The organism is Pseudomonas sp. 6D_7.1_Bac1 (assembly GCF_025465945.1).
GTDB lineage: Bacteria > Pseudomonadota > Gammaproteobacteria > Pseudomonadales > Pseudomonadaceae > Aquipseudomonas.
The window spans coordinates 53,458-71,361 of record NZ_JANLNW010000044.1 but is presented as its reverse complement, the minus strand read 5'-3'; the positions used below and the strand labels follow the sequence as shown (position 1 = coordinate 71,361).

19 protein-coding genes are annotated in these 17,904 nt (G+C 60.4%); 11 read left to right on the top strand and 8 right to left on the bottom strand.

The features are described from left to right. Positions 1-10: 10 nt before the first annotated feature. From NTD87_RS10570 to NTD87_RS10560, 3 genes are all read right to left on the bottom strand, one after another. The gene (locus tag NTD87_RS10570; protein WP_262113787.1) at positions 11-1,000 is read right to left on the bottom strand and encodes an alpha-ketoacid dehydrogenase subunit beta; all 990 of its coding nucleotides are present in this window, start codon (positions 998-1,000) and stop codon (positions 11-13) included. Further along, positions 993-2,090 carry a pyruvate dehydrogenase (acetyl-transferring) E1 component subunit alpha gene (pdhA, locus tag NTD87_RS10565; RefSeq protein ID WP_262113786.1) on the bottom strand — a complete coding sequence of 366 codons (1,098 nt, stop codon included), beginning with the start codon at positions 2,088-2,090 and terminating at the stop codon, positions 993-995. The genes NTD87_RS10570 and pdhA overlap by 8 nt, the downstream gene beginning before the upstream one ends. 101 nt (positions 2,091-2,191) lie before the next feature. Continuing rightward, positions 2,192-3,211: a Glu/Leu/Phe/Val dehydrogenase family protein gene (locus tag NTD87_RS10560; RefSeq protein WP_262113785.1), complete on the bottom strand. Its 1,020-nt coding sequence runs from the start codon at positions 3,209-3,211 to the stop codon at positions 2,192-2,194. Positions 3,212-3,394: 183 nt separating this feature from the next. Between NTD87_RS10560 and NTD87_RS10555 the strand changes: the two genes are divergently transcribed. From NTD87_RS10555 to NTD87_RS10530, 6 genes are all read left to right on the top strand, one after another. Beyond that, positions 3,395-4,198, top strand: coding sequence for a SirB1 family protein (locus NTD87_RS10555; RefSeq protein WP_262113784.1), 804 nt, complete (start codon positions 3,395-3,397; stop codon positions 4,196-4,198). Positions 4,199-4,273: 75 nt separating this feature from the next. Further along, on the top strand, positions 4,274-4,984 hold the full coding sequence (folM, locus tag NTD87_RS10550; protein WP_262113782.1) for a dihydromonapterin reductase: 711 nt from the start codon (positions 4,274-4,276) through the stop codon (positions 4,982-4,984). Between the two features lie 22 nt (positions 4,985-5,006). Next, complete coding sequence (gene folE / locus NTD87_RS10545) at positions 5,007-5,567, top strand: GTP cyclohydrolase I FolE (protein ID WP_262113780.1); 561 nt, start codon at positions 5,007-5,009, stop codon at positions 5,565-5,567. Positions 5,568-5,569: 2 nt separating this feature from the next. Then, entirely contained in the window at positions 5,570-5,941 is a 372-nt protein-coding gene (gene folX / locus NTD87_RS10540; protein ID WP_262113778.1) for a dihydroneopterin triphosphate 2'-epimerase, read from the top strand. A gap of 68 nt (positions 5,942-6,009) precedes the next feature. Then, a complete protein-coding gene (locus NTD87_RS10535) occupies positions 6,010-6,306 on the top strand; it encodes a DUF1244 domain-containing protein (RefSeq protein ID WP_262113777.1) in 297 nt (98 codons plus the stop codon). Then, on the top strand, positions 6,299-6,637 hold the full coding sequence (locus tag NTD87_RS10530; protein ID WP_262113775.1) for a HopJ type III effector protein: 339 nt from the start codon (positions 6,299-6,301) through the stop codon (positions 6,635-6,637). The genes NTD87_RS10535 and NTD87_RS10530 overlap by 8 nt, the downstream gene beginning before the upstream one ends. 185 nt (positions 6,638-6,822) lie before the next feature. Here the strand turns inward: NTD87_RS10530 and trxB are convergent, their stop codons facing one another. Then, positions 6,823-7,785, bottom strand: coding sequence for a thioredoxin-disulfide reductase (gene trxB, locus NTD87_RS10525; RefSeq protein WP_145022184.1), 963 nt, complete (start codon positions 7,783-7,785; stop codon positions 6,823-6,825). Positions 7,786-8,100: 315 nt separating this feature from the next. Here trxB and cysZ point away from each other — a divergent pair, with 315 nt between their 5' ends. Both cysZ and NTD87_RS10515 read left to right on the top strand, forming a co-directional pair. After that, complete coding sequence (cysZ, locus tag NTD87_RS10520) at positions 8,101-8,856, top strand: sulfate transporter CysZ (RefSeq protein ID WP_262113774.1); 756 nt, start codon at positions 8,101-8,103, stop codon at positions 8,854-8,856. 40 nt (positions 8,857-8,896) lie between these two features. After that, a complete protein-coding gene (locus tag NTD87_RS10515) occupies positions 8,897-10,132 on the top strand; it encodes a glycosyltransferase family 4 protein (RefSeq protein WP_410017481.1) in 1,236 nt (411 codons plus the stop codon). On the opposite strand, the gene NTD87_RS10510 is transcribed toward NTD87_RS10515, so the two are convergent. The 3 genes from NTD87_RS10510 to NTD87_RS10500 form a co-directional block, all read right to left on the bottom strand. Continuing rightward, positions 10,101-11,204 (bottom strand): NADH:flavin oxidoreductase, encoded by a 1,104-nt coding sequence (locus tag NTD87_RS10510; RefSeq protein ID WP_262113772.1) that lies wholly within the window; start codon positions 11,202-11,204, stop codon positions 10,101-10,103. The genes NTD87_RS10515 and NTD87_RS10510 overlap by 32 nt on opposite strands. A gap of 151 nt (positions 11,205-11,355) precedes the next feature. Next, a complete protein-coding gene (locus NTD87_RS10505; RefSeq protein ID WP_262113770.1) occupies positions 11,356-11,838 on the bottom strand; it encodes a glutathione peroxidase in 483 nt (160 codons plus the stop codon). 124 nt (positions 11,839-11,962) lie between these two features. Further along, positions 11,963-12,448, bottom strand: coding sequence for a peptidylprolyl isomerase (locus NTD87_RS10500; protein WP_262113769.1), 486 nt, complete (start codon positions 12,446-12,448; stop codon positions 11,963-11,965). On the opposite strand from NTD87_RS10500, the gene NTD87_RS10495 reads away from it, so the two are divergent. From NTD87_RS10495 to NTD87_RS10485, 3 genes are read left to right on the top strand one after another with little or no spacing between them, the layout of a single operon-like run. Continuing rightward, the gene (locus NTD87_RS10495) at positions 12,417-12,755 is read left to right on the top strand and encodes a DUF3565 domain-containing protein (RefSeq protein WP_262113767.1); all 339 of its coding nucleotides are present in this window, start codon (positions 12,417-12,419) and stop codon (positions 12,753-12,755) included. The genes NTD87_RS10500 and NTD87_RS10495 overlap by 32 nt on opposite strands. A gap of 59 nt (positions 12,756-12,814) precedes the next feature. Continuing rightward, positions 12,815-14,914 (top strand): phosphate acetyltransferase, encoded by a 2,100-nt coding sequence (gene pta / locus NTD87_RS10490; RefSeq protein ID WP_262113765.1) that lies wholly within the window; start codon positions 12,815-12,817, stop codon positions 14,912-14,914. Continuing rightward, positions 14,915-15,817 (top strand): acyltransferase, encoded by a 903-nt coding sequence (locus NTD87_RS10485; protein WP_262113763.1) that lies wholly within the window; start codon positions 14,915-14,917, stop codon positions 15,815-15,817. It begins immediately after the preceding gene. Between the two features lie 183 nt (positions 15,818-16,000). Here the strand turns inward: NTD87_RS10485 and cysN are convergent, their stop codons facing one another. Further along, the gene (gene cysN / locus NTD87_RS10480) at positions 16,001-17,899 is read right to left on the bottom strand and encodes a sulfate adenylyltransferase subunit CysN (protein ID WP_262113762.1); all 1,899 of its coding nucleotides are present in this window, start codon (positions 17,897-17,899) and stop codon (positions 16,001-16,003) included. Positions 17,900-17,904: the final 5 nt, after the last annotated feature.

Below are 17,904 nucleotides of genomic sequence, written 5' to 3'. Positions count from 1 at the left end.
AGGCGTCTCTTTAGAAGTGGTGCAGCAGCACGCTGTCGCAGGCGTGAAGGATGTCTTCGACATTCGGCATGTACAGCAGTTCTTGCCGATACAGCGGTGGCGGAATGTCCGGCGCGGTGACCCGCAGAATCGGCGCCTGCATCTCCAGCAACGCACGTTCGTAGAGGCTGGCGGCGATTTCCGCGCCGACACCGCAGGTGCGTGGCGCTTCATGAACGATCACGCAACGACCCGTCTTGCGCACCGAGGCTTCCAGCGTGTCGAGGTCCAGCGGTTTGATGCAGGCGACATCAATCACCTCGGCCGAAATCCCCTGCTCGGCCAGTGCAGTGGCGGCCTGCAAAGTTTCCATGACGCTGGCCCCCCAACTGATCAGGGTGATATCGCTGCCTTCACGCAAGGTGAAACACGTATCGAGCGGCAGACGCTTGCCATCGTCGATCAACGGTTGCGGGTTCATCCGGTAGAGCCGCGTCGGTTCGAGGAACAGCACCGGGTCCGGGTCATCGATGGCCGCCAGTAACAGGCCATAAGCCCGCGCCGGCGATGAAGGAATCAACACCCGCAGCCCCGGGATATGCGCAAACAGCGCCTCGGTGCTTTCACTGTGATGTTCCGGCGCGCGAATTCCCGCGCCCATCGGCGTGCGCAGCACCATCGGGCAGGTGATCCGCCCGCGTGTGCGGTTGCGCATGCGGCTGGCGTGGGACACCAGGTGCTCCATGGTGGCGTAGATGAAGCCCATGAACTGGATTTCCAGCACCGGTTTCAAACCTTGGGCGGCCATGCCAATCACCAGGCCGCCGAGCATGGTTTCGGCCAGCGGGGTATCGATCACCCGCTTGAAACCAAAACTGTCGCGCAATCCTTGAGTAGCGCGAAATACGCCACCGTTCACGCCGACGTCTTCACCGAGCACAATGACGTTTTCGTCTTCTCTCATGGCCCGGTGCAACGCCAGGTTGACCGCCTCCAGTAGCGTAACTTTGCCGTTACTCATGGCCGGGGCCTCCTGCACGTCGCGCCGCCCGTTCGAGCAGCCACTCACGCTGCTCGGCCAGAGCGGCCGGCCACTTTGCATAAACGTGATCGATCACCGATTCGGGTGACTGATGGCCGGCCACGTCGAAGTTATCCACAGCGCCCTGCACCTGAGCCTGACACTCGGCGATCAGCGCCTGCTCGCGCCCCTCGTCCCACACGCCCTGCCCGGCCAGAAAACGTTGCAAGCGCTTGACCGGCTCTTCAAGCCAGGCCTGCTTGACCTCATCAGCCGGGCGATAACGGGTCGCGTCGTCTGCGGTGGTGTGATCGCCCAGTCGATAACTCACGCACTCCAGCAATACCGGGCCTTTACCGTGACGCGCTCGTTCAAGGGCAATTTGCACCCGGTCGTAAACCGCGAGTATGTCGTTACCGTCGACCTGCTCGCCATGAAAGCCAGCACCCATCGCCTTCTGCGCCAGGGTCGGCGCCGCGCACTGAATCCGCCGTGGCACCGAGATCGCCCATTGGTTGTTGTTGATCACGAACACCACCGGCAACTGCCAGGCACCCGCAACGTTCAAGGCTTCCAGAAAGTCGCCCTTGCTGGTGGCGCCATCGCCGCAGGTGGTCACGGCAACCCGGTGCTCCCCGCGAATCTTGAACGCACTGGCGACGCCGCACGCGTGCAGCGCCTGGGTGGCGATCGGCACGCAGATCGGGAAGTCCTCGACCGCCGAGGGTTCGGCAAAGTCGCCGCCGCGCTCATCGCCGCCCCAGTACAGCAAAATCTCTTCCATGCGCACCCCGCGCATCAATTGCACGGCGGTGTCGCGGTAATACGGGATTAGCACGTCTTCAGGATGCATCAGGCTCCCGACCGCCACGCCAATCGCTTCCTGGCCGAGGGTGGGCGCGTAAGTCCCGATGCGCCCGGTGCGTTGCAAGGCGACGGCTTTTTGATCGAAGAGACGGGTCAGGACCATTTGCCGGTAGAGGCGGGTCAGCAGATTGAAATCGTCGGCCCAGGCGGGAAGTTCACTCAATGCCTGACCGTCGGGGGATAAATAGCGGGTGTAGAGAAGGTCGACCTTGTTATGGGGCATGACGCAGCTCCTTGCACGCGAGGGGTATGCGTGTTGCTGTTGCGCTCGGCGCTTGTGGCGCGGGCTTCTCGAGCCAGTCGGCCGGGGTAAGGCCGCAGCTCTTAGCGATAAAGCAAACGCTCCGCCAACTCGTCCGCAACCCGCGCCGGCGAGCGTTTTTCGGCTTGAGCGTGGGCGAACACTTCGGTCAGTCGACTGCTGATTTTCGAGAGGTGAGCGGTGATCGTCGACAGCTCTTCGCCGTGGTGTTTCAGGGCGACGTAAATCAACCCACCGGAATTGATCACGTAGTCCGGCGCATACAGAATCCCGCGATTTTCCAGCTGATCGGCAACGAACAGATTGGTCAGCTGGTTATTGGCCGAACCCGCCACCGCGGCGCAACGCAACTGCGCAACGCTGTGGCTGTTGAGTACCGCGCCCAGCCCGCAAGGCGCGAGGATGTCGCACGGGGTGCTGAGCAGCGAATCGTTGGCAATCGGATGGGCACCCAATTGCTCCATGGCCAGTTGCACCTTGCCGGCGTCGATGTCACTGACCAGCAATTCGGCCCCGGCGGCATGCAGTTGCTCGGCGAGGGAATAACCGACATTGCCCAACCCCTGGATCGCCACCCGCAGGCCTTCGAGGTTGTCGCTGCCCAACCGGGCCATGGCGGTGGAACGAATACCGGCGAACACCCCCATGGCGGCATGCGGCGCCGGATCGCCGGCGGCAGTGGTGCTGGTGACATGCTGGGTGGTCTGGGCAATGCAGTCCATGTCAGCGACCGAGGTGCCGCTGTCGATGGCGGTTATATAGCGACCGTCGAGCTGTTCGACAACGCGTCCGAAGGCCTCGAACAAGGCCGCGCGGTTTTCTACGTGAGGCGGGCGAATGATCACCGCCACCCCACCACCCTGCGCCAACCCGGCCAAAGCGGCCTTGTAACTCATGCCTTGCGCCAGGCGCACAGCATCCATCACGGCGCTTTCATCGTCGGGATAGGCAAGGTAACGGCAGCCACCGAGGGCGGGGCCCAAACGGCTGCAATGAATGGCAATCACCGCCTTCAATCCGGTCACCGGGTCAACGCTCAGGTGCAGCGATTCAAGGCGAGTGCTTTGCATGAGAGCGAACATCGTCGAGCTCCCGAATCACTTCTTGTAGTCGCCAGTATAGGCTTGCGGCTGAAAATTGCTGAAGCGCACCGGAATAAACAGGAAAGCTTTGAACACTTTAAGACATAACCTGCAACACCATGTGTAGAGCACTGGACGAATGCCTGAGACGGGGCTAAAACGAGGCATTCGCCGGAGATTTTGATGAACCCGCGCCAAGCTTTTTTCGCCTGTCTGCAACGCTCGCCACCGGCGCTCCTCGAAGCGGCGCTGTGGATCGCTGCCGAACACGATCCGCAGGTGAAACCCGACGTGCTGCTGGAACAGTTCAAGGACCTGCAACACCGGGTCAGTGCAGGCTTGCCGATGTTGCCGGTCAGCGAGTTGGGCCAACCGTTGTTGCGACGACTCAATGACATGGGCTATCAACATGACGAATCCACCCCGCTGCGCCCGCAGGCGGCGTTGCTCAACAAGGTGCTGGAACGCCGGCGCGGCCAACCGCTGGCACTGGGGCTGATTGCGCTGGAGTTGGCTCGACGCCTGGAGATTCCCATGGTCGGGGTCAACTTCCCCGGACATTTCCTGTTGCGAGTACCGGGCGCCGACCACTTGCTCGACCCCTGTGGCGGTCGGCGCTTGTACCCCAACGATTGCCGCGAACTGCTGCAACGCCAGTACGGCCCGAACATGCAGCTCAACGCCGAGCATCTGCTCACGAGCGAACCGATCCACATGCTCCAGCGGCTGTCGCGCAACTTGCGTCAGCTGCATTTGACCAACGACGACAACATCGACGCGCTGATCGATGCCGAGCGGGTGCTGGAGCTCGGCAATGCCAGCGCCAGCGACTACCTGGCCCGCGCCAGCCTCTATCAGCGTCTGGACTGCCCCAACGCCGAGCGTTTCGACCTGGAGCATGCGTTGTTGCTCAGTGACGATCCGATCCAGCGAATCCGCCTGACCGAGCGGCTGGGCCACCTGCCGCCCAACAACGTGGTGCACTGACAGCACAATGGATTACCAGCCTTGGCAGCCGGGATCGCTGGTATAGTTTTGCCATACCCGCGAACCGAGCCGTACATGACCTCATTCCCAGCTCCGATTCTCATCACGGGCGCCAGCCAGCGCGTCGGCCTGCATTGTGCCCAGCGGCTGCTGGAAGACGGTCACCGCGTGATCATCAGTTACCGCAGCGAACGCCCAGGCGTGCAAACCCTGCGTGACCTTGGCGCGACAGCCCTGTATGCCGACTTCTCCAGCGAGGCCGGGATCCTGGCGTTCATCACCGAACTGAAAGCCCATACCCAGAGCTTGCGGGCGATTGTACATAACGCTTCCGCATGGCTGGCCGAAACGCCTGACACCGAAGTGGCTGCATTCACCCAGATGTTCAGCGTGCACATGCTTGCGCCCTATCTGATCAACCTGCATTGTGCTGACTTGCTGGAGCGCTCAAGCCCTGCTGACATTGTGCATATCAGCGACGATGTCACGCGCAAGGGCAGCAGCAAGCACATCGCCTACTGCGCCAGTAAAGCCGGGCTCGACAGCCTGACCCTGTCCTTCGCCGCAAAATACGCACCGACAATCAAGGTCAACGGTATCGCGCCGGCCCTGCTACTGTTTAACCCCGACGACGACGCGGCGTACCGCGCCAGGGCCCTGGCCAAATCCGCGCTGGGTATCGAACCCGGCAGTGAGGTTATCTACCAGAGCCTGCGCTATTTGCTGGAAAACCCTTACGTCACCGGCACGACCCTGACTGTCAACGGCGGGCGGCACCTCAAGTAAGCCGCCCCCGCGAGGATGTTCCATGACCTTATCCCTGTCCCAGAGCTACCGCGAGATCCTGATCGGCGTCGGTGAAGACCCCGATCGCGAAGGTTTGCAAGACACCCCGATGCGTGCCGCCAAGGCCATGCAGTACCTGTGTCATGGTTACGAGCAGAGCGTCGACGAGATCGTCAACGGCGCGCTGTTCGACTCTGACAACGATGAAATGGTGATCGTCGACAACATTGAGCTCTACTCGCTCTGTGAACATCACATACTGCCCTTCATCGGCAAGGCCCATGTGGCTTATATTCCTACCGGCAAGGTGCTGGGCCTGTCGAAGATCGCGCGAATCGTCGACATGTTCGCCCGGCGTTTGCAGATCCAGGAAAACCTCACCCGGGAAATCGCCGAGGCGGTACAACGCGTGACGCAGGCCGCCGGTGTTGCGGTAGTGATCGAGGCCCAGCACATGTGCATGATGATGCGCGGCGTCGAAAAACAGAATTCGACCATGAACACCTCGGTGATGCTCGGCGCCTTCCGCGATTCGAGCAACACCCGCCAGGAGTTCCTGCAATTGATTGGACGGAGCAAGTAGCAATGCCACAACTTCAACCAGGAATGGCCCGTATCCGGGTCAAGGACCTGTGTCTGCGGACCTTCATCGGAATCAATGAGGACGAAATCCTCAACAAGCAGGATGTGCTGATCAACCTGACCATCCTCTATGCCGCGCAAGACGCCGTGCGCGACAACGACATCGACCACGCGCTCAATTACCGCACCATCACCAAGGCGATCATCGCCCACGTGGAGGGCAACCGGTTCGCCCTGCTCGAACGCCTGACCCAGGAGTTACTCGACCTGATCATGGCCAACCAGAGCGTGCTCTACGCCGAAGTCGAAGTCGACAAACCCCACGCCCTGCGTTTCGCCGAGTCGGTATCGATTACCCTCGCCGCGAGCCGCTGACCGTGCCTGGCACATAATCCGCCAGGCTTTTATTATCCGCGCCACGATTTGATTGCACCGAGCCCATCATGACCGAACAACAACGCCTGGAACTTGAAGCCGCCGCTTTCCGCCGACTGGTCGCGCACCTGGACAGCCGCAAGGATGTGCAGAACATCGACCTGATGAACCTCTCGGGTTTCTGCCGCAACTGCCTGTCCAAGTGGTACAAGGCCGCCGCCGACGAACGTCAGATCGAGGTCAGCCTCGATGACGCCCGCGAAGTGGTTTACGGCATGCCATACGCCGAGTGGAAAGCCCAATACCAGCAAGAAGCCAACGCCGACCAGCAAGCGGCGTTCGCCAAAGGAAAAACCCATGACTGACCTGAACACCCTGCGCGCCAGCCTCAAGAGCGGCGAACATACCTTCGCCCAGACCCTGGCGTTCATCGCCGCTGGCTACGATTACCAGCCACAGGCGTTCAACAACGGTGGCGTAGAGAACGCCGCCGGACAGAACGAAGGCTCGTGCAAGACCCTCGGCCTGGCGCTACTGGAAGGCTTGAGCGCTGAAGAAGCGTTACTGGCGTTTGGTGAGCATTACCGCGCGGTGGTTGCTACGCCGGACGGCAGCGATCATGGCAATATCCGCGCGTTGATTGCCCATGGTTTGGCCGGTGTGAAGTTCGAAGCACAGCCACTGACTCGCCGCTGATTCCCAGATTGAATGCAACACCCTGTGGGAGCGAGCCTGCTCGCGATAGCGGTATGTCAGCCGCCACAAGTGCTGAATGTAAGGCCGCCATCGCGAGCAGGCTCGCTCCCACAATGAACGGCGTTGCCTGTGAAATCGCGGGCAAAAAAAAACCGGCCAAGGCCGGTTTTTTCATTTCAACGAGTTCAGAACTTGGCGTTCTGCAGGTCGTCCAGGTAACGCTCTGCGTCCAGTGCGGCCATGCAGCCGGCGCCGGCCGAGGTGATCGCCTGACGGTAAACGTGGTCAGCCACGTCGCCGGCAGCGAAGATCCCTTCGAGGCTGGTCGCCGTCGCGTTGCCTTCACGGCCGCCCTGCACCACCAGATAACCGTCTTTCAAGGTCAGCTGGCCTTCAAACAACGAAGTGTTCGGGGTGTGGCCGATGGCGATGAACACGCCGTCGACTTTCAGCTCGTCGAAGCTGCCGTCGTTGTTCTTCAAGCGTGCACCGGTCACACCCATGTTGTCGCCCAGCACTTCGTCCAGAGTCGAGTTCAGCTTGAGGACGATCTTGCCTTCGGCAACCCGCGCGTGCAGCTTGTCGATCAGGATTTTCTCGGCGCGGAAGGTTTCGCGACGGTGAATCAGGGTCACCTTGCTGGCGATATTGGCCAGGTACAACGCCTCTTCAACAGCGGTGTTACCACCTCCGACCACGGCCACTTCACGGTTGCGGTAGAAGAAACCATCGCAGGTTGCGCAGGCCGACACGCCTTTGCCCATGAAGGTTTCTTCCGACGGCAGGCCCAGGTAACGGGCACTGGCGCCGGTCGCGATGATCAGCGCGTCGCAGGTGTACGTGGCGCTGTCGCCCGTCAGGGTGTATGGCTTGGCAGCGAAGTCGACGGCGTTGATGTGGTCGAAAACGATTTCGGTCTCAAAGCGCTCGGCGTGCTCTTTCATCCGCTCCATCAGTGCCGGGCCGGTCAGGCCATGCACGTCACCTGGCCAGTTGTCGACTTCGGTGGTGGTGGTCAGTTGACCGCCAGCCTGCATGCCAGTGATCAGCAACGGCTTGAGGTTAGCGCGGGCCGCATAGACCGCAGCGCTGTAACCGGCAGGGCCGGAACCGAGAATAATCACTCGCGAATGACGTACATCAGACATGACTCACTCCTATCGACCGGCCGGTACTACCTGGCGCGGAATGCCGGATTGACCGGCTGGAATAAAAAAGGACTGTGCAAGCACTTGGGGAAGTGCCGTAGTTGGACAGCCCTGAAAAATAATGGGTGCAGCGTATCGAGGAGGCGAAGATTAAGGAAATACGGTTTAACAATCCAGCTCATAGGCGGTCTCTATCCCCATGAGGCTGATTTAAAGGCGCCTTTGTTACAGTTAATGTCGATGCCGTTACCGCGCTTTCGCCTGTGTGGCAAAGCCGGTAAGGTCGGCGCGTTTTCTCATTGCTCGGAGCACGCTATGCCCGCCCCCGTTCTGTCCGGCCCGCAATACCTGCGCGAAGGCCTGAAGCTGGTCTTGAGTCCCGGCCTGCGTTTGTTCGTGCTGTTGCCGCTGGCCATCAACCTGGTGCTGTTCGTCGGATTGATTTACCTGGCCAGCCATCAGTTCAGCCTGTGGGTCGACACCCTGATGCCTTCACTGCCCAGCTGGCTGAGTTTTCTCAGCTATGTGCTCTGGCCACTGTTCGTCATTCTGGTGGTGTTGATGGTGTTCTTCACCTTCACCCTGTTCGCCAACGTGATCGCCGCGCCTTTCAACAGTTTTCTCGCGGAAAAAGTCGAGGTGGTGGTGCGCGGCACTGACGACTTCCCGACCTTCAGCTGGGGTGAACTGATCGCCATGATCCCGCGTACATTCGCCCGGGAAATGCTCAAACTCGGCTACTTCCTGCCCAGAACCCTCGCGCTGCTCATCCTTTCGTTCATCCCGGTGGTCAACCTGATCGCTGCGCCGCTGTGGCTGCTGTTCGGCATATGGATGATGGCGATCCAGTACATCGACTACCCGGCGGACAACCACAAAATGAGCTGGCAGGACATGCTCGCCTGGCTGCGCGAGAAGCGCTGGCAGAGCATGAGCTTCGGCGGCATCGTCTATCTGGCACTGCTGATTCCGGTGGTGAACATCCTGATGATGTCGGCCGCCGTGGCGGGCGCGACGTTGTTTTGGGTGCGCGAGCGTGGTGCGGAAAACCTGGTGGCCAAGCCGGCCTGATTGCGTCACAAATCCATCATCGCGCTGACACAATGGCGACATGGCCTCAGCCGACACTGAGGTCATGACGACAGCTCTGCATATCACTCTGATCACCGAAACCTTCCCTCCGGAAATCAACGGCGTGGCCAATACCCTTGGCCGCTTGTGCGATGGCCTGCGCGCGCGTGGTCATCTGGTAGAACTGGTGCGACCGCGCCAGGGCAGCGATCAAACCCGCCTCAGTGACGATGAGCTGCTGCTCTGCCGCGGCTGGCCGCTGCCGGGTTATCCGGGGCTGCAATGGGGTCAGTCGTCGATGCACAAATTGCTGCGGCGCTGGAAGCGTCATCGCCCGGACGTGCTCTACATTGCCACCGAAGGGCCGTTGGGTTTATCGGCCTTGCGAGCGGCGCGGCGGCTGGGTATTTCGGTGGTGAGCGGTTTTCACACCAACTTCCAGCAGTATTCCAACCAGTACGGTCTAGGGCTGTTGACCCGGTTACTGACGCATTACCTGCGCTGGTTCCATAACCGCTCCAAGCTGACCCTGGTGCCCAGTGCCAGCCAGCGCATGGAGCTGGAGCGTCGGCACTTCGAGCGCCTGGCGCTGCTGTCCCGTGGCGTTGACAGTCAGCTGTTTCACCCGGCCAAACGGCTTGGTTCGCTGCGTGAAAGCTGGGGTCTGGAGAGCGACGATGTCGCGGTGATTCACGTCGGCCGGCTCGCCCAGGAAAAAAACATGGGTCTGCTCAAGCGATGCTTCCAGACCCTGCAGGCAACTTATCCACAGCGACGGATAAAGCTGATCGTGGTCGGTGATGGCCCGCAGCGTGCGATGCTGGAACAGGAGCTGCCCGAGGCCATCTTCTGCGGCTCACAGCGCGGCGAAGCGTTGGCTTGTCACTATGCGTCCGGGGATCTGTTTCTGTTTCCGAGCCTCACCGAAACCTTCGGCAACGTGGTACTGGAAGCACTGGCCTCCGGGTTGGGTGTGGTCGCCTACGATCAGGCAGCCGCCGCTCAGCATATTCGCCATGGTTACAACGGCGTACTGGCAATGCCAGGGGACGAAGAAGCATTTTGCGATGCCGCCAGCTGGCTGCTGGAAGAGGCAGAAACCTTGCGCTGCATGCGACTCAACGCGCGTCAGCACGCCAGCCGGCAGGGTTGGGGGGCAATCATCGAGCAGTTTGAAGGGCAGTTGCGCGGGGCTTGCGAGGTACAAACAGGGGCACAGCCTTTGCTGGCCATGCCCCCTTTGATCAAACCAGCGTCATCAACGCCTCACGACTGAACGGCAGGATGTCCTGCTCGCGACCTTCGCGCACTTTCAGCGCCCAGTCCGGGTCGACCAGCAAGGCGCGACCTACGGCCACCAGGTCGAACTCGTCGTTGTTCAAGCGCTCGAGCAGTTTCTCCAGACTGGCCGGCTGCGCGACTTTGTCAGTGTTGACCATGAACTGCAGGAACTCGCCGTCCAGCCCCACACTGCCCACGGTGATGGTCGGCTTGCCCGTCAGCTTGCGGGTCCAGCCAGCCAGGTTCAGCTCGGAACCGTCGAACTCCGGCTCCCAGAAACGCCGCGTCGAGCAGTGGAAGATATCCACGCCAGCATCGGACAGCGGCTGGAGAAACTCACCCAACGCCTCCGGGGTTTGCACCAGACGCGCAGTGTAGTCCTGCTGCTTCCACTGGGAGAAACGGAAGATGATCGGGTAGTTCGGACCGACCGCCGCACGCACGGCCTGGATCAGTTCAATGGCAAAGCGCGAACGGTTGGCCAGGCTGCCGCCGTATTCGTCGGTGCGCTGGTTGCTGCCTTCCCAGAAGAACTGGTCGACCAGATAGCCGTGGGCACCGTGGATCTCCACGCCGTCCATGCCGATGCTCTGTGCATCCTTCGCGGCCTGAGCGAAGGCTGCGATGACGTCCTGGATGTCCTGTTTAGTCATGCCGTGAACCACGACCTGGTCGTCCTTGAGTTTTTCCGACGGCCCGTAGCCCGGCACGCTGGCGTCCGGTTCAGTGCCGATGCGCCGGACGCTGCCGACGTGCCACAACTGCGGAACGATCTTGCCGCCTTCGGCGTGCACCGCCTCAACGACTTTTTCCCAGCCGGCCAACGCCGCTTCGCCGTAAAAATGCGGGACGTTCGGGTAACCGTTGGAGGCCTTGTGGCCCACCGTGGTGCCCTCGGTGATGATCAGACCCACACCTGCGGCGGCGCGACGGCGGTAGTACTCGATGACTTTCGAATTCGGCACGCCGCCCGGGGAAAACGAACGGGTCATCGGCGCCATGACTACACGGGTCGGCAACTCCAGGGCGCCGAGGTTGAACGGTTTGAACAAGGCTTTGACGGGCATGCGGTACTCCACAGAGACGCGAGGTTTATGACGGCGATAATATGGAGTAGGTAGCGCTTTGAATAGCACTATTGATTGCAGTGATTAAGGGTTAAAAGACAGAAACAAGAGGGGGCAGGAGCCGGTTTGCCAGATCCTGCCAGTGACGTAATCAGACCAGGGCTTTTTCGATCGCCTGAACGATAGTCGGATCATCTGGCGCAGTACGTGGCGAGAAACGCGCCAATACTCGGCCATCTTTACCCAGAAGGAATTTCTCGAAGTTCCAGGTAATGTCACCCGGGAATTCCGCGCCCTCACCCGCCAACAACCGGTACAACTGATGGCGATCGTGACCGTTGACTTCCAGCTTGCTGGACAGCGGGAAGGTCACGCCGTAGTTGAGGCTGCAGAATTCCTTGATCTCGTTTTCAGTGCCTGGCTCTTGTCCGGCAAATTGATTGCACGGCAAACCCAGCACGCTGAAGCCCTTGGCCTTGTATTGCTGGTAGAGGTTTTCCAGAGCAGCGTACTGTGGGGTCAAACCACACTTGGAGGCGACGTTGACCACCAGCACGACGTGCCCTTTGAAGGGCGCCAGAGGTAACTCCTGGCCATCCAAAGTTTTCAATGTAAGGTCGTGAAAAGCACTCATGACGAACTCCAAATTTCCCGTGTTCTTCTCGAAACAGCCACTTGGTGATGTCGCCAAGGACAGCCGCGGACTAAAAAGGCGCCCCTCGGGCGCCTCTCCAGTTCTGTGAGCTTAGCGCAGAAAATCAGTGGTGATGGCCACCTTCGCCATGGACGTGACCATGAGCGATTTCTTCCTGGCTGGCATCACGGATGTCAACGATTTTGACCTGGAAGGTCAAACGCTGGCCTGCCAACGGGTGGTTGCCGTCAACGGTCACGTCGTCGCCGTCCAGATCACGGATGGTGACGATTTGCATCTGGCCGTCTGGCGCGGAAGCGTGGAACTGCATGCCCACTTCCAGTTCGTCGACGCCTTCGAACATGCTGCGGCTCAGGGTGCTGACCAGTTCGGCAGAGTATTCGCCATAGGCCTCTTCAGGTTCTACGGAGACTTTCAGTTCTTCACCGACTGCTTTACCTTCCAGGGCTTTTTCCAGGCCCGGGATGATGTTACCTGCGCCTTGCAGGTAAACCAGCGGTGCGCCGCCGGCAGAGCTGTCGATGACCTCACCAGCGTCGTTGGTCAGGGTATAGTCAATGGAGACAGCCTTATTGGCGGCGATCAGCATGGGGCGAGACCTTTTGCATAAGAATGAAGAATGGACAAGTTTAGCGAAGCAAACGCCCGAAAGCGAACGGAACCCGGACGGACGGGTTGCTTGGACAGCGTCGACGATAAAAGGCTTCCATCAGGACGAGGATGGACACTGGGTTGTCGAGCTTTCCTGCGGCCATACCCAGCATCTGCGCCACCAGCCACCGTGGCAATCACGGGCCTGGGTGCTGGACCCAGCCAAACGCATTGAAAAAATAGGCCAGCCCTTTGATTGCGGTTGGTGCGCTCAAGGCTCGGTTAGCGATAACCTTGACGTCTGATTTCGGCAGACAGCCAGATATAGGCCGTCGCCATTGCCATGCACCTCCAGAGAATCCGCATGCAAACTTTTTTTATCGCACCCACCGATTTTGGTGTGGGTCTGACCTCCATCAGCCTCGGGCTGGTACGTACCCTTGAGCGGGCCGGGCTGAAAGTCGGCTTCTTCAAGCCGATTGCCCAGCCGCACCCTGGCGACACCGGTCCTGAACGCTCCACCGAACTGATTGCCCGCACCCACGGCCTGAAGCCACCGCAGCCGCTGGGCCTGGCCCACGTCGAGCGGATGCTCGGCGACGGCCAACTGGATGAGCTGCTGGAAGAAATCATTACCCTGTACCAGCAAGCCGCCATCGGCAAAGACGTGCTGATCGTTGAAGGCATGGTCCCGACCCGCAGCGCCAGCTACGCCGCACGGGTCAACCTGCACCTGGCGAAAAGCCTGGATGCCGAAGTGATTCTGGTCTCGGCACCGGAAAACGAAGTGCTCACCGAACTGTCCGGTCGGGTCGAGTTGCAGGCGCAATTGTTCGGCGGCCCGAAGGATCCGAAAGTGCTCGGTGTGATCCTCAACAAGGTCAAAACCGAAGAAAGCATGGAGGCCTTCGCCGCCCGCTTGAAGGAACACTCACCGTTGTTGCGCAGCGGTGACTTCCGCCTGTTGGGCTGCATTCCGTTCCAGCCAGAACTGAACGCACCACGCACCCGCGACGTGGCCGATTTGATGGGCGCTCAAGTGCTCAACGCCGGCGACTACGAAACCCGGCGCATGAGCAAGATCATCATTTGCGCCCGCACCATGCGCAACACGGTGGAACTGCTCAAACCCGGCGTGCTGGTAGTGACCCCCGGTGATCGCGACGACATCATCCTTGCTGTCAGCCTCGCGGCGATCAATGGCGTACCGTTGGCCGGGCTGCTGCTGACCAGCGGCACCCTGCCCGACCCACGGATCATGGACCTCTGCCGAGGCGCCTTGCAGGCTGGCCTGCCCGTGCTGTCGGTGAGCACCGGCTCCTACGACACCGCCAACCAGTTGAACGGATTGAACAAGGAAATCCCGATCGACGACCGCGAGCGTGCGGAGATCATCACCGACTTCGTCGCCAGCCACCTCGACGCCAACTGGCTGCACCAGCGCTGCGGCACGCCGCGTGAAATGCGCCTGTCGCCGGCAGTGTTCCGCTATCAATTGATCCAGCGCGCCCAGGCGGCCAACAAACGCATCGTCCTGCCCGAAGGCAGCGAACCGCTGACCGTGCAGGCGGCCGCGATCTGCCAGGCGCGTGGCATCGCTCGTTGCGTGTTGCTGGCCAAACCTGAGGACGTGCAAGCGGTCGCTCGCGCCCAAGGCATCGAGTTGCCTGAAGGCCTGGAAATTCTCGACCCGGACCTGATCCGTCAGCGTTATGTCGAGCCGATGGTCGCGCTGCGCAAGACCAAAAGTCTCAACGCCCCGATGGCCGAGCAGCAACTGGAAGACACCGTGGTGATCGGCACCATGATGCTGGCGCTGGATGAAGTCGACGGGCTGGTGTCCGGGGTCATCCATTCCACCGCCAATACCATTCGCCCAGCCCTGCAACTGATCAAGACCGCACCCGGCTGCACGCTGGTGTCGTCGGTGTTTTTCATGCTGTTCCCGGAGGAAGTGCTGGTCTACGGCGACTGCATCATGAACCCGCACCCGAGCGCCAGCGAGCTGGCCGAAATCGCCCTGCAAAGCGCCGACTCTGCCGCGGCCTTCGGAATCACGCCACGGGTGGCGATGCTCAGCTATTCCAGCGGCGAGTCCGCCAGCGGCGAAGAAGTCGAGAAAGTCCGCGAGGCCACCTTGCTCGCCCATGAAGCGCAAAACGCGCTGCTGATCGACGGGCCGTTGCAGTACGACGCTGCGGCCAACGAAGACGTGGCTCGGCAACTGGCACCTAACAGTCAGGTGGCCGGTCGGGCCACGGTGTTCATTTTCCCTGATCTGAACACCGGCAACACCACCCACAAAGCCGTGCAGCGCAGTGCCGACTGCGTCAGCCTCGGACCGATGCTGCAAGGCCTGCGCAAACCAGTCAATGATTTGCCGCGCGGCGCTCAGGTCGACGACATCGTCTACACCATCGCCCTGACTGCGATTCAAGCCGCCAACCGACCTTTGGATATTTAAATGCTGGATTTTCTACCTGCGCCTCTGCGGGGCGTGATCGCCTCGCTGTTGTTGGCGTTGAACACCCTTCTGTTGTGCTCGTTTCTGTTCTGCGTGGCGATCTTCAAGGTGTTGCCATTCGCCCTCACCCAGCGCTTCACCCATTGGCTGATGAACCATACCCACGAGGCATGGATCAGCAACAACAAGGCATGGATGAACCTGATAGGCCAAACCCGCTGGCACCTCAGCGGGCTCGAAGGTCTGGATTATCAGCACTCGTACCTGATCACGAGCAACCACCAGAGCTGGGTCGACATCATGGTGTTGCAATACGTGCTTAACCGCCGGATTCGCCCACTGAAGTTCTTCCTCAAGCAAGAGCTGATCTGGGTTCCGGTGATCGGTCTGGCCTGGTGGGCGTTGGGTTTCCCGTTCATGAAGCGCTACTCCAAGGCGTATCTGGAGAAGTATCCGGAGAAGAAAGGCAAGGACCTGGAAACCACCCGAAAAACTTGCGACAAATTCCGCAATAACCCGGTGGGAATTTTCAACTTCGTTGAAGGCACGCGCTTCACCGAAAGCAAGCATGCGCAACAGCAATCGCCGTTCCGCTACCTGCTCAAGCCCAAGGCCGGCGGTATCGCGTTTGTGCTGGATGCCATGGGTGAGCAGCTGGAAGCCATCGTCAATGTGACCATTCACTACCCGGCCGGGCGCCCCGGTTACTGGGACCTGCTGTGCGGCAACGTGAACGACGTGGTGGTGCACTTTCAGGAGCTGAACATCCCACCGCAGTTCATCGGCAAGAACTACGACCAGGATGGCGTGTACCGCCTGGAGTTCCAGGGCTGGATCAACCAGTTGTGGGAAGACAAGGATGCGCTGCTCGAACAGATGCATCGCGAATTCCCCGCCAAGTAATGGGTGTCTGTGCCGGCCCATCGCGAGCAGGCTCGCTCACACAGTTGATTTTTAGTGAACACAAAATTTGTATTCCATAGAGATCCCATGTGGGAGCGAGCCTGCTCGCGATGGCGTCCGACCAGACACAAAAAAACCCGCAGATGATCACTCATCTGCGGGTTTTTTATGCTTCGCTAACGCTTAGATCGCACCACGCTTACGCAGCAGATCCAGCACGTGCTTGACGCTTTCTTCCAGCGACAGCGTCTGTGTGTCGACCACAAGATCGGCGTCCAGCGGCACGTCGTACGGGAAGGAATCGCCTGGGATGTTGTCGCCGCCAGCAGCGTACAAACCTTGCGGATCGCGCTCGGCGCAAACAGTGGGTGAAGCCTGCACATAGACCGTCAACAAACGCTCGCCACCAATCAGCGCCTTGGCCTGCTCGCGGCCTTCGGCGTCCGGTGCGACAAACGCCGCCAGGGTCAGCAAGCCGGCTTCGTTGAACTGACGCGCAACGTGGGCCGCACGACGCCAGTTCTCGGTGCGCCCGGCGCGATCCTGCGGCAGACCTTTGTTCAGGTCGTGACGCAGGTTCTGGCCATCGAGCACAAACACCGCACGGCCCATGTCGAACAGCTTGCGCTCGACGGCATAGGCCAGGGTGCTTTTGCCAGCGCCCGAGAGGCCGCTGAACAGCACGGTGGCCGGCTGCTGGCCGAAGCGCTGGGCACGTTCTTCTGTGGCTACATGGGCCAACTTGCCGTGATGCGTGGCACTGCCGTGAACCAGAGGCTGGGCGACAATCATGCCGGCGCCGACGGTGCCGTTGGTCAAGCGGTCGATGATGATGAACGAGCCGGTGGTGCGGTTGCTTTCATAACCGTCGAGTGCAATCGGCGCGTCGAGGCTGATCTTGACCTTACCGATCTCGTTCAGCTGCAAGGCGCTGGCCGGGCCTTCTTCCAGGGTGTTCACGTCGACCTTGTTGACGATGCTGGCGATCGAGCCCGGCACGTAACTGGTAGCGCGTTTAATGTCGTATTTCTTGCCCGGCAGCATCGGCTCTTCAGCCATCCACACCAGCATCGCTTCGAAGCTGTCGGTGACCGGCGGCACGTTGTCGGCATGCACCAGCAGGTCGCCACGGGATATGTCGATCTCGTCTTCCATGGTCAGCGTTACAGCCTGGCCTGGACCTGCGTGCTCCAGCTCACCTTCGAAGGTGACGATGGATTTCACGCGGCTGCTCTTGCCCGACGGCAGCACCACGACTTCGTCGCCCTTTTTGACGATACCGCTGGCCAGGGTGCCGGCGAAACCACGGAAGTTCAGGTTCGGCCGGTTGACGTACTGCACCGGGAAACGCAGGTCGGTGAAGTTACGGTCGCCCGCGACTTCGACGGTTTCAAGGATTTCCATCAGCGACTGGCCGGTGTACCACGGCGAACGCTCGGACTTGTTCACCACGTTATCGCCCTTCAATGCCGACATCGGCACGAAGTGCATGGTGCTGGCCTTCATCTTCAGGCCTTCAGCGAACTTCAGGTAGTCGGCCTTGATCGACTCGAACACGCCCTGATCGAAGTCCTTGAGGTCCATCTTGTTGATGGCGACAACGATGTGCTTGATGCCCAGCAACGAGGCGATAAAGCTGTGGCGGCGGGTCTGGGTCTGCACGCCGTAACGGGCGTCGACCAGGATGATCGCCAGGTCACAGGTGGATGCACCGGTGGCCATGTTGCGGGTGTACTGCTCATGGCCAGGGGTGTCGGCAATGATGAATTTGCGCTTGGCGGTGGAGAAATAGCGGTACGCGACATCGATGGTGATGCCTTGTTCGCGCTCGGCCTGCAGGCCGTCGACCAGCAACGCCAGGTCGATGTCGTCACCGGTGGTGCCGACTTTTTTCGAGTCGCGGGTAATGGCTTCCAGATGGTCTTCGTAGATCATCTTGGAGTCGTGCAGCAGGCGCCCGATCAGGGTGCTCTTGCCGTCGTCGACGTTACCGCAGGTCAGAAAGCGCAGAAGCTCTTTACGTTCGTGCTGGCCCAGGTAGGCGAGGATGTCCTCGCTGATCAAATCAGATTGGTGCGACATGACAG

Bases quoted from the DNA above. Each gene is read 5' to 3' on its own strand.
- trxB (WP_145022184.1), bottom strand. From the start codon at position 7,785: ATGTCTGATGTACGTCATTCGCGAGTGATTATTCTCGGTTCCGGCCCT.
- NTD87_RS10500 (WP_262113769.1), bottom strand. From the start codon at position 12,448: ATGCTGATCGCCGCCAATAAGGCTGTCTCCATTGACTATACCCTGACC.
- folE (WP_262113780.1), top strand. From the start codon at position 5,007: ATGACCTTATCCCTGTCCCAGAGCTACCGCGAGATCCTGATCGGCGTC.
- NTD87_RS10570 (WP_262113787.1), bottom strand. From the start codon at position 1,000: ATGAGTAACGGCAAAGTTACGCTACTGGAGGCGGTCAACCTGGCGTTG.
- NTD87_RS10530 (WP_262113775.1), top strand. From the start codon at position 6,299: ATGACTGACCTGAACACCCTGCGCGCCAGCCTCAAGAGCGGCGAACAT.
- NTD87_RS10495 (WP_262113767.1), top strand. From the start codon at position 12,417: ATGGAGACAGCCTTATTGGCGGCGATCAGCATGGGGCGAGACCTTTTG.
- NTD87_RS10505 (WP_262113770.1), bottom strand. From the start codon at position 11,838: ATGAGTGCTTTTCACGACCTTACATTGAAAACTTTGGATGGCCAGGAG.
- pta (WP_262113765.1), top strand. From the start codon at position 12,815: ATGCAAACTTTTTTTATCGCACCCACCGATTTTGGTGTGGGTCTGACC.
- folM (WP_262113782.1), top strand. From the start codon at position 4,274: ATGACCTCATTCCCAGCTCCGATTCTCATCACGGGCGCCAGCCAGCGC.
- NTD87_RS10555 (WP_262113784.1), top strand. From the start codon at position 3,395: ATGAACCCGCGCCAAGCTTTTTTCGCCTGTCTGCAACGCTCGCCACCG.
- NTD87_RS10515 (WP_410017481.1), top strand. From the start codon at position 8,897: ATGGCCTCAGCCGACACTGAGGTCATGACGACAGCTCTGCATATCACT.
- NTD87_RS10535 (WP_262113777.1), top strand. From the start codon at position 6,010: ATGACCGAACAACAACGCCTGGAACTTGAAGCCGCCGCTTTCCGCCGA.
- NTD87_RS10485 (WP_262113763.1), top strand. From the start codon at position 14,915: ATGCTGGATTTTCTACCTGCGCCTCTGCGGGGCGTGATCGCCTCGCTG.
- NTD87_RS10560 (WP_262113785.1), bottom strand. From the start codon at position 3,211: ATGTTCGCTCTCATGCAAAGCACTCGCCTTGAATCGCTGCACCTGAGC.
- cysZ (WP_262113774.1), top strand. From the start codon at position 8,101: ATGCCCGCCCCCGTTCTGTCCGGCCCGCAATACCTGCGCGAAGGCCTG.
- folX (WP_262113778.1), top strand. From the start codon at position 5,570: ATGCCACAACTTCAACCAGGAATGGCCCGTATCCGGGTCAAGGACCTG.
- cysN (WP_262113762.1), bottom strand. From the start codon at position 17,899: ATGTCGCACCAATCTGATTTGATCAGCGAGGACATCCTCGCCTACCTG.
- NTD87_RS10510 (WP_262113772.1), bottom strand. From the start codon at position 11,204: ATGCCCGTCAAAGCCTTGTTCAAACCGTTCAACCTCGGCGCCCTGGAG.
- pdhA (WP_262113786.1), bottom strand. From the start codon at position 2,090: ATGCCCCATAACAAGGTCGACCTTCTCTACACCCGCTATTTATCCCCC.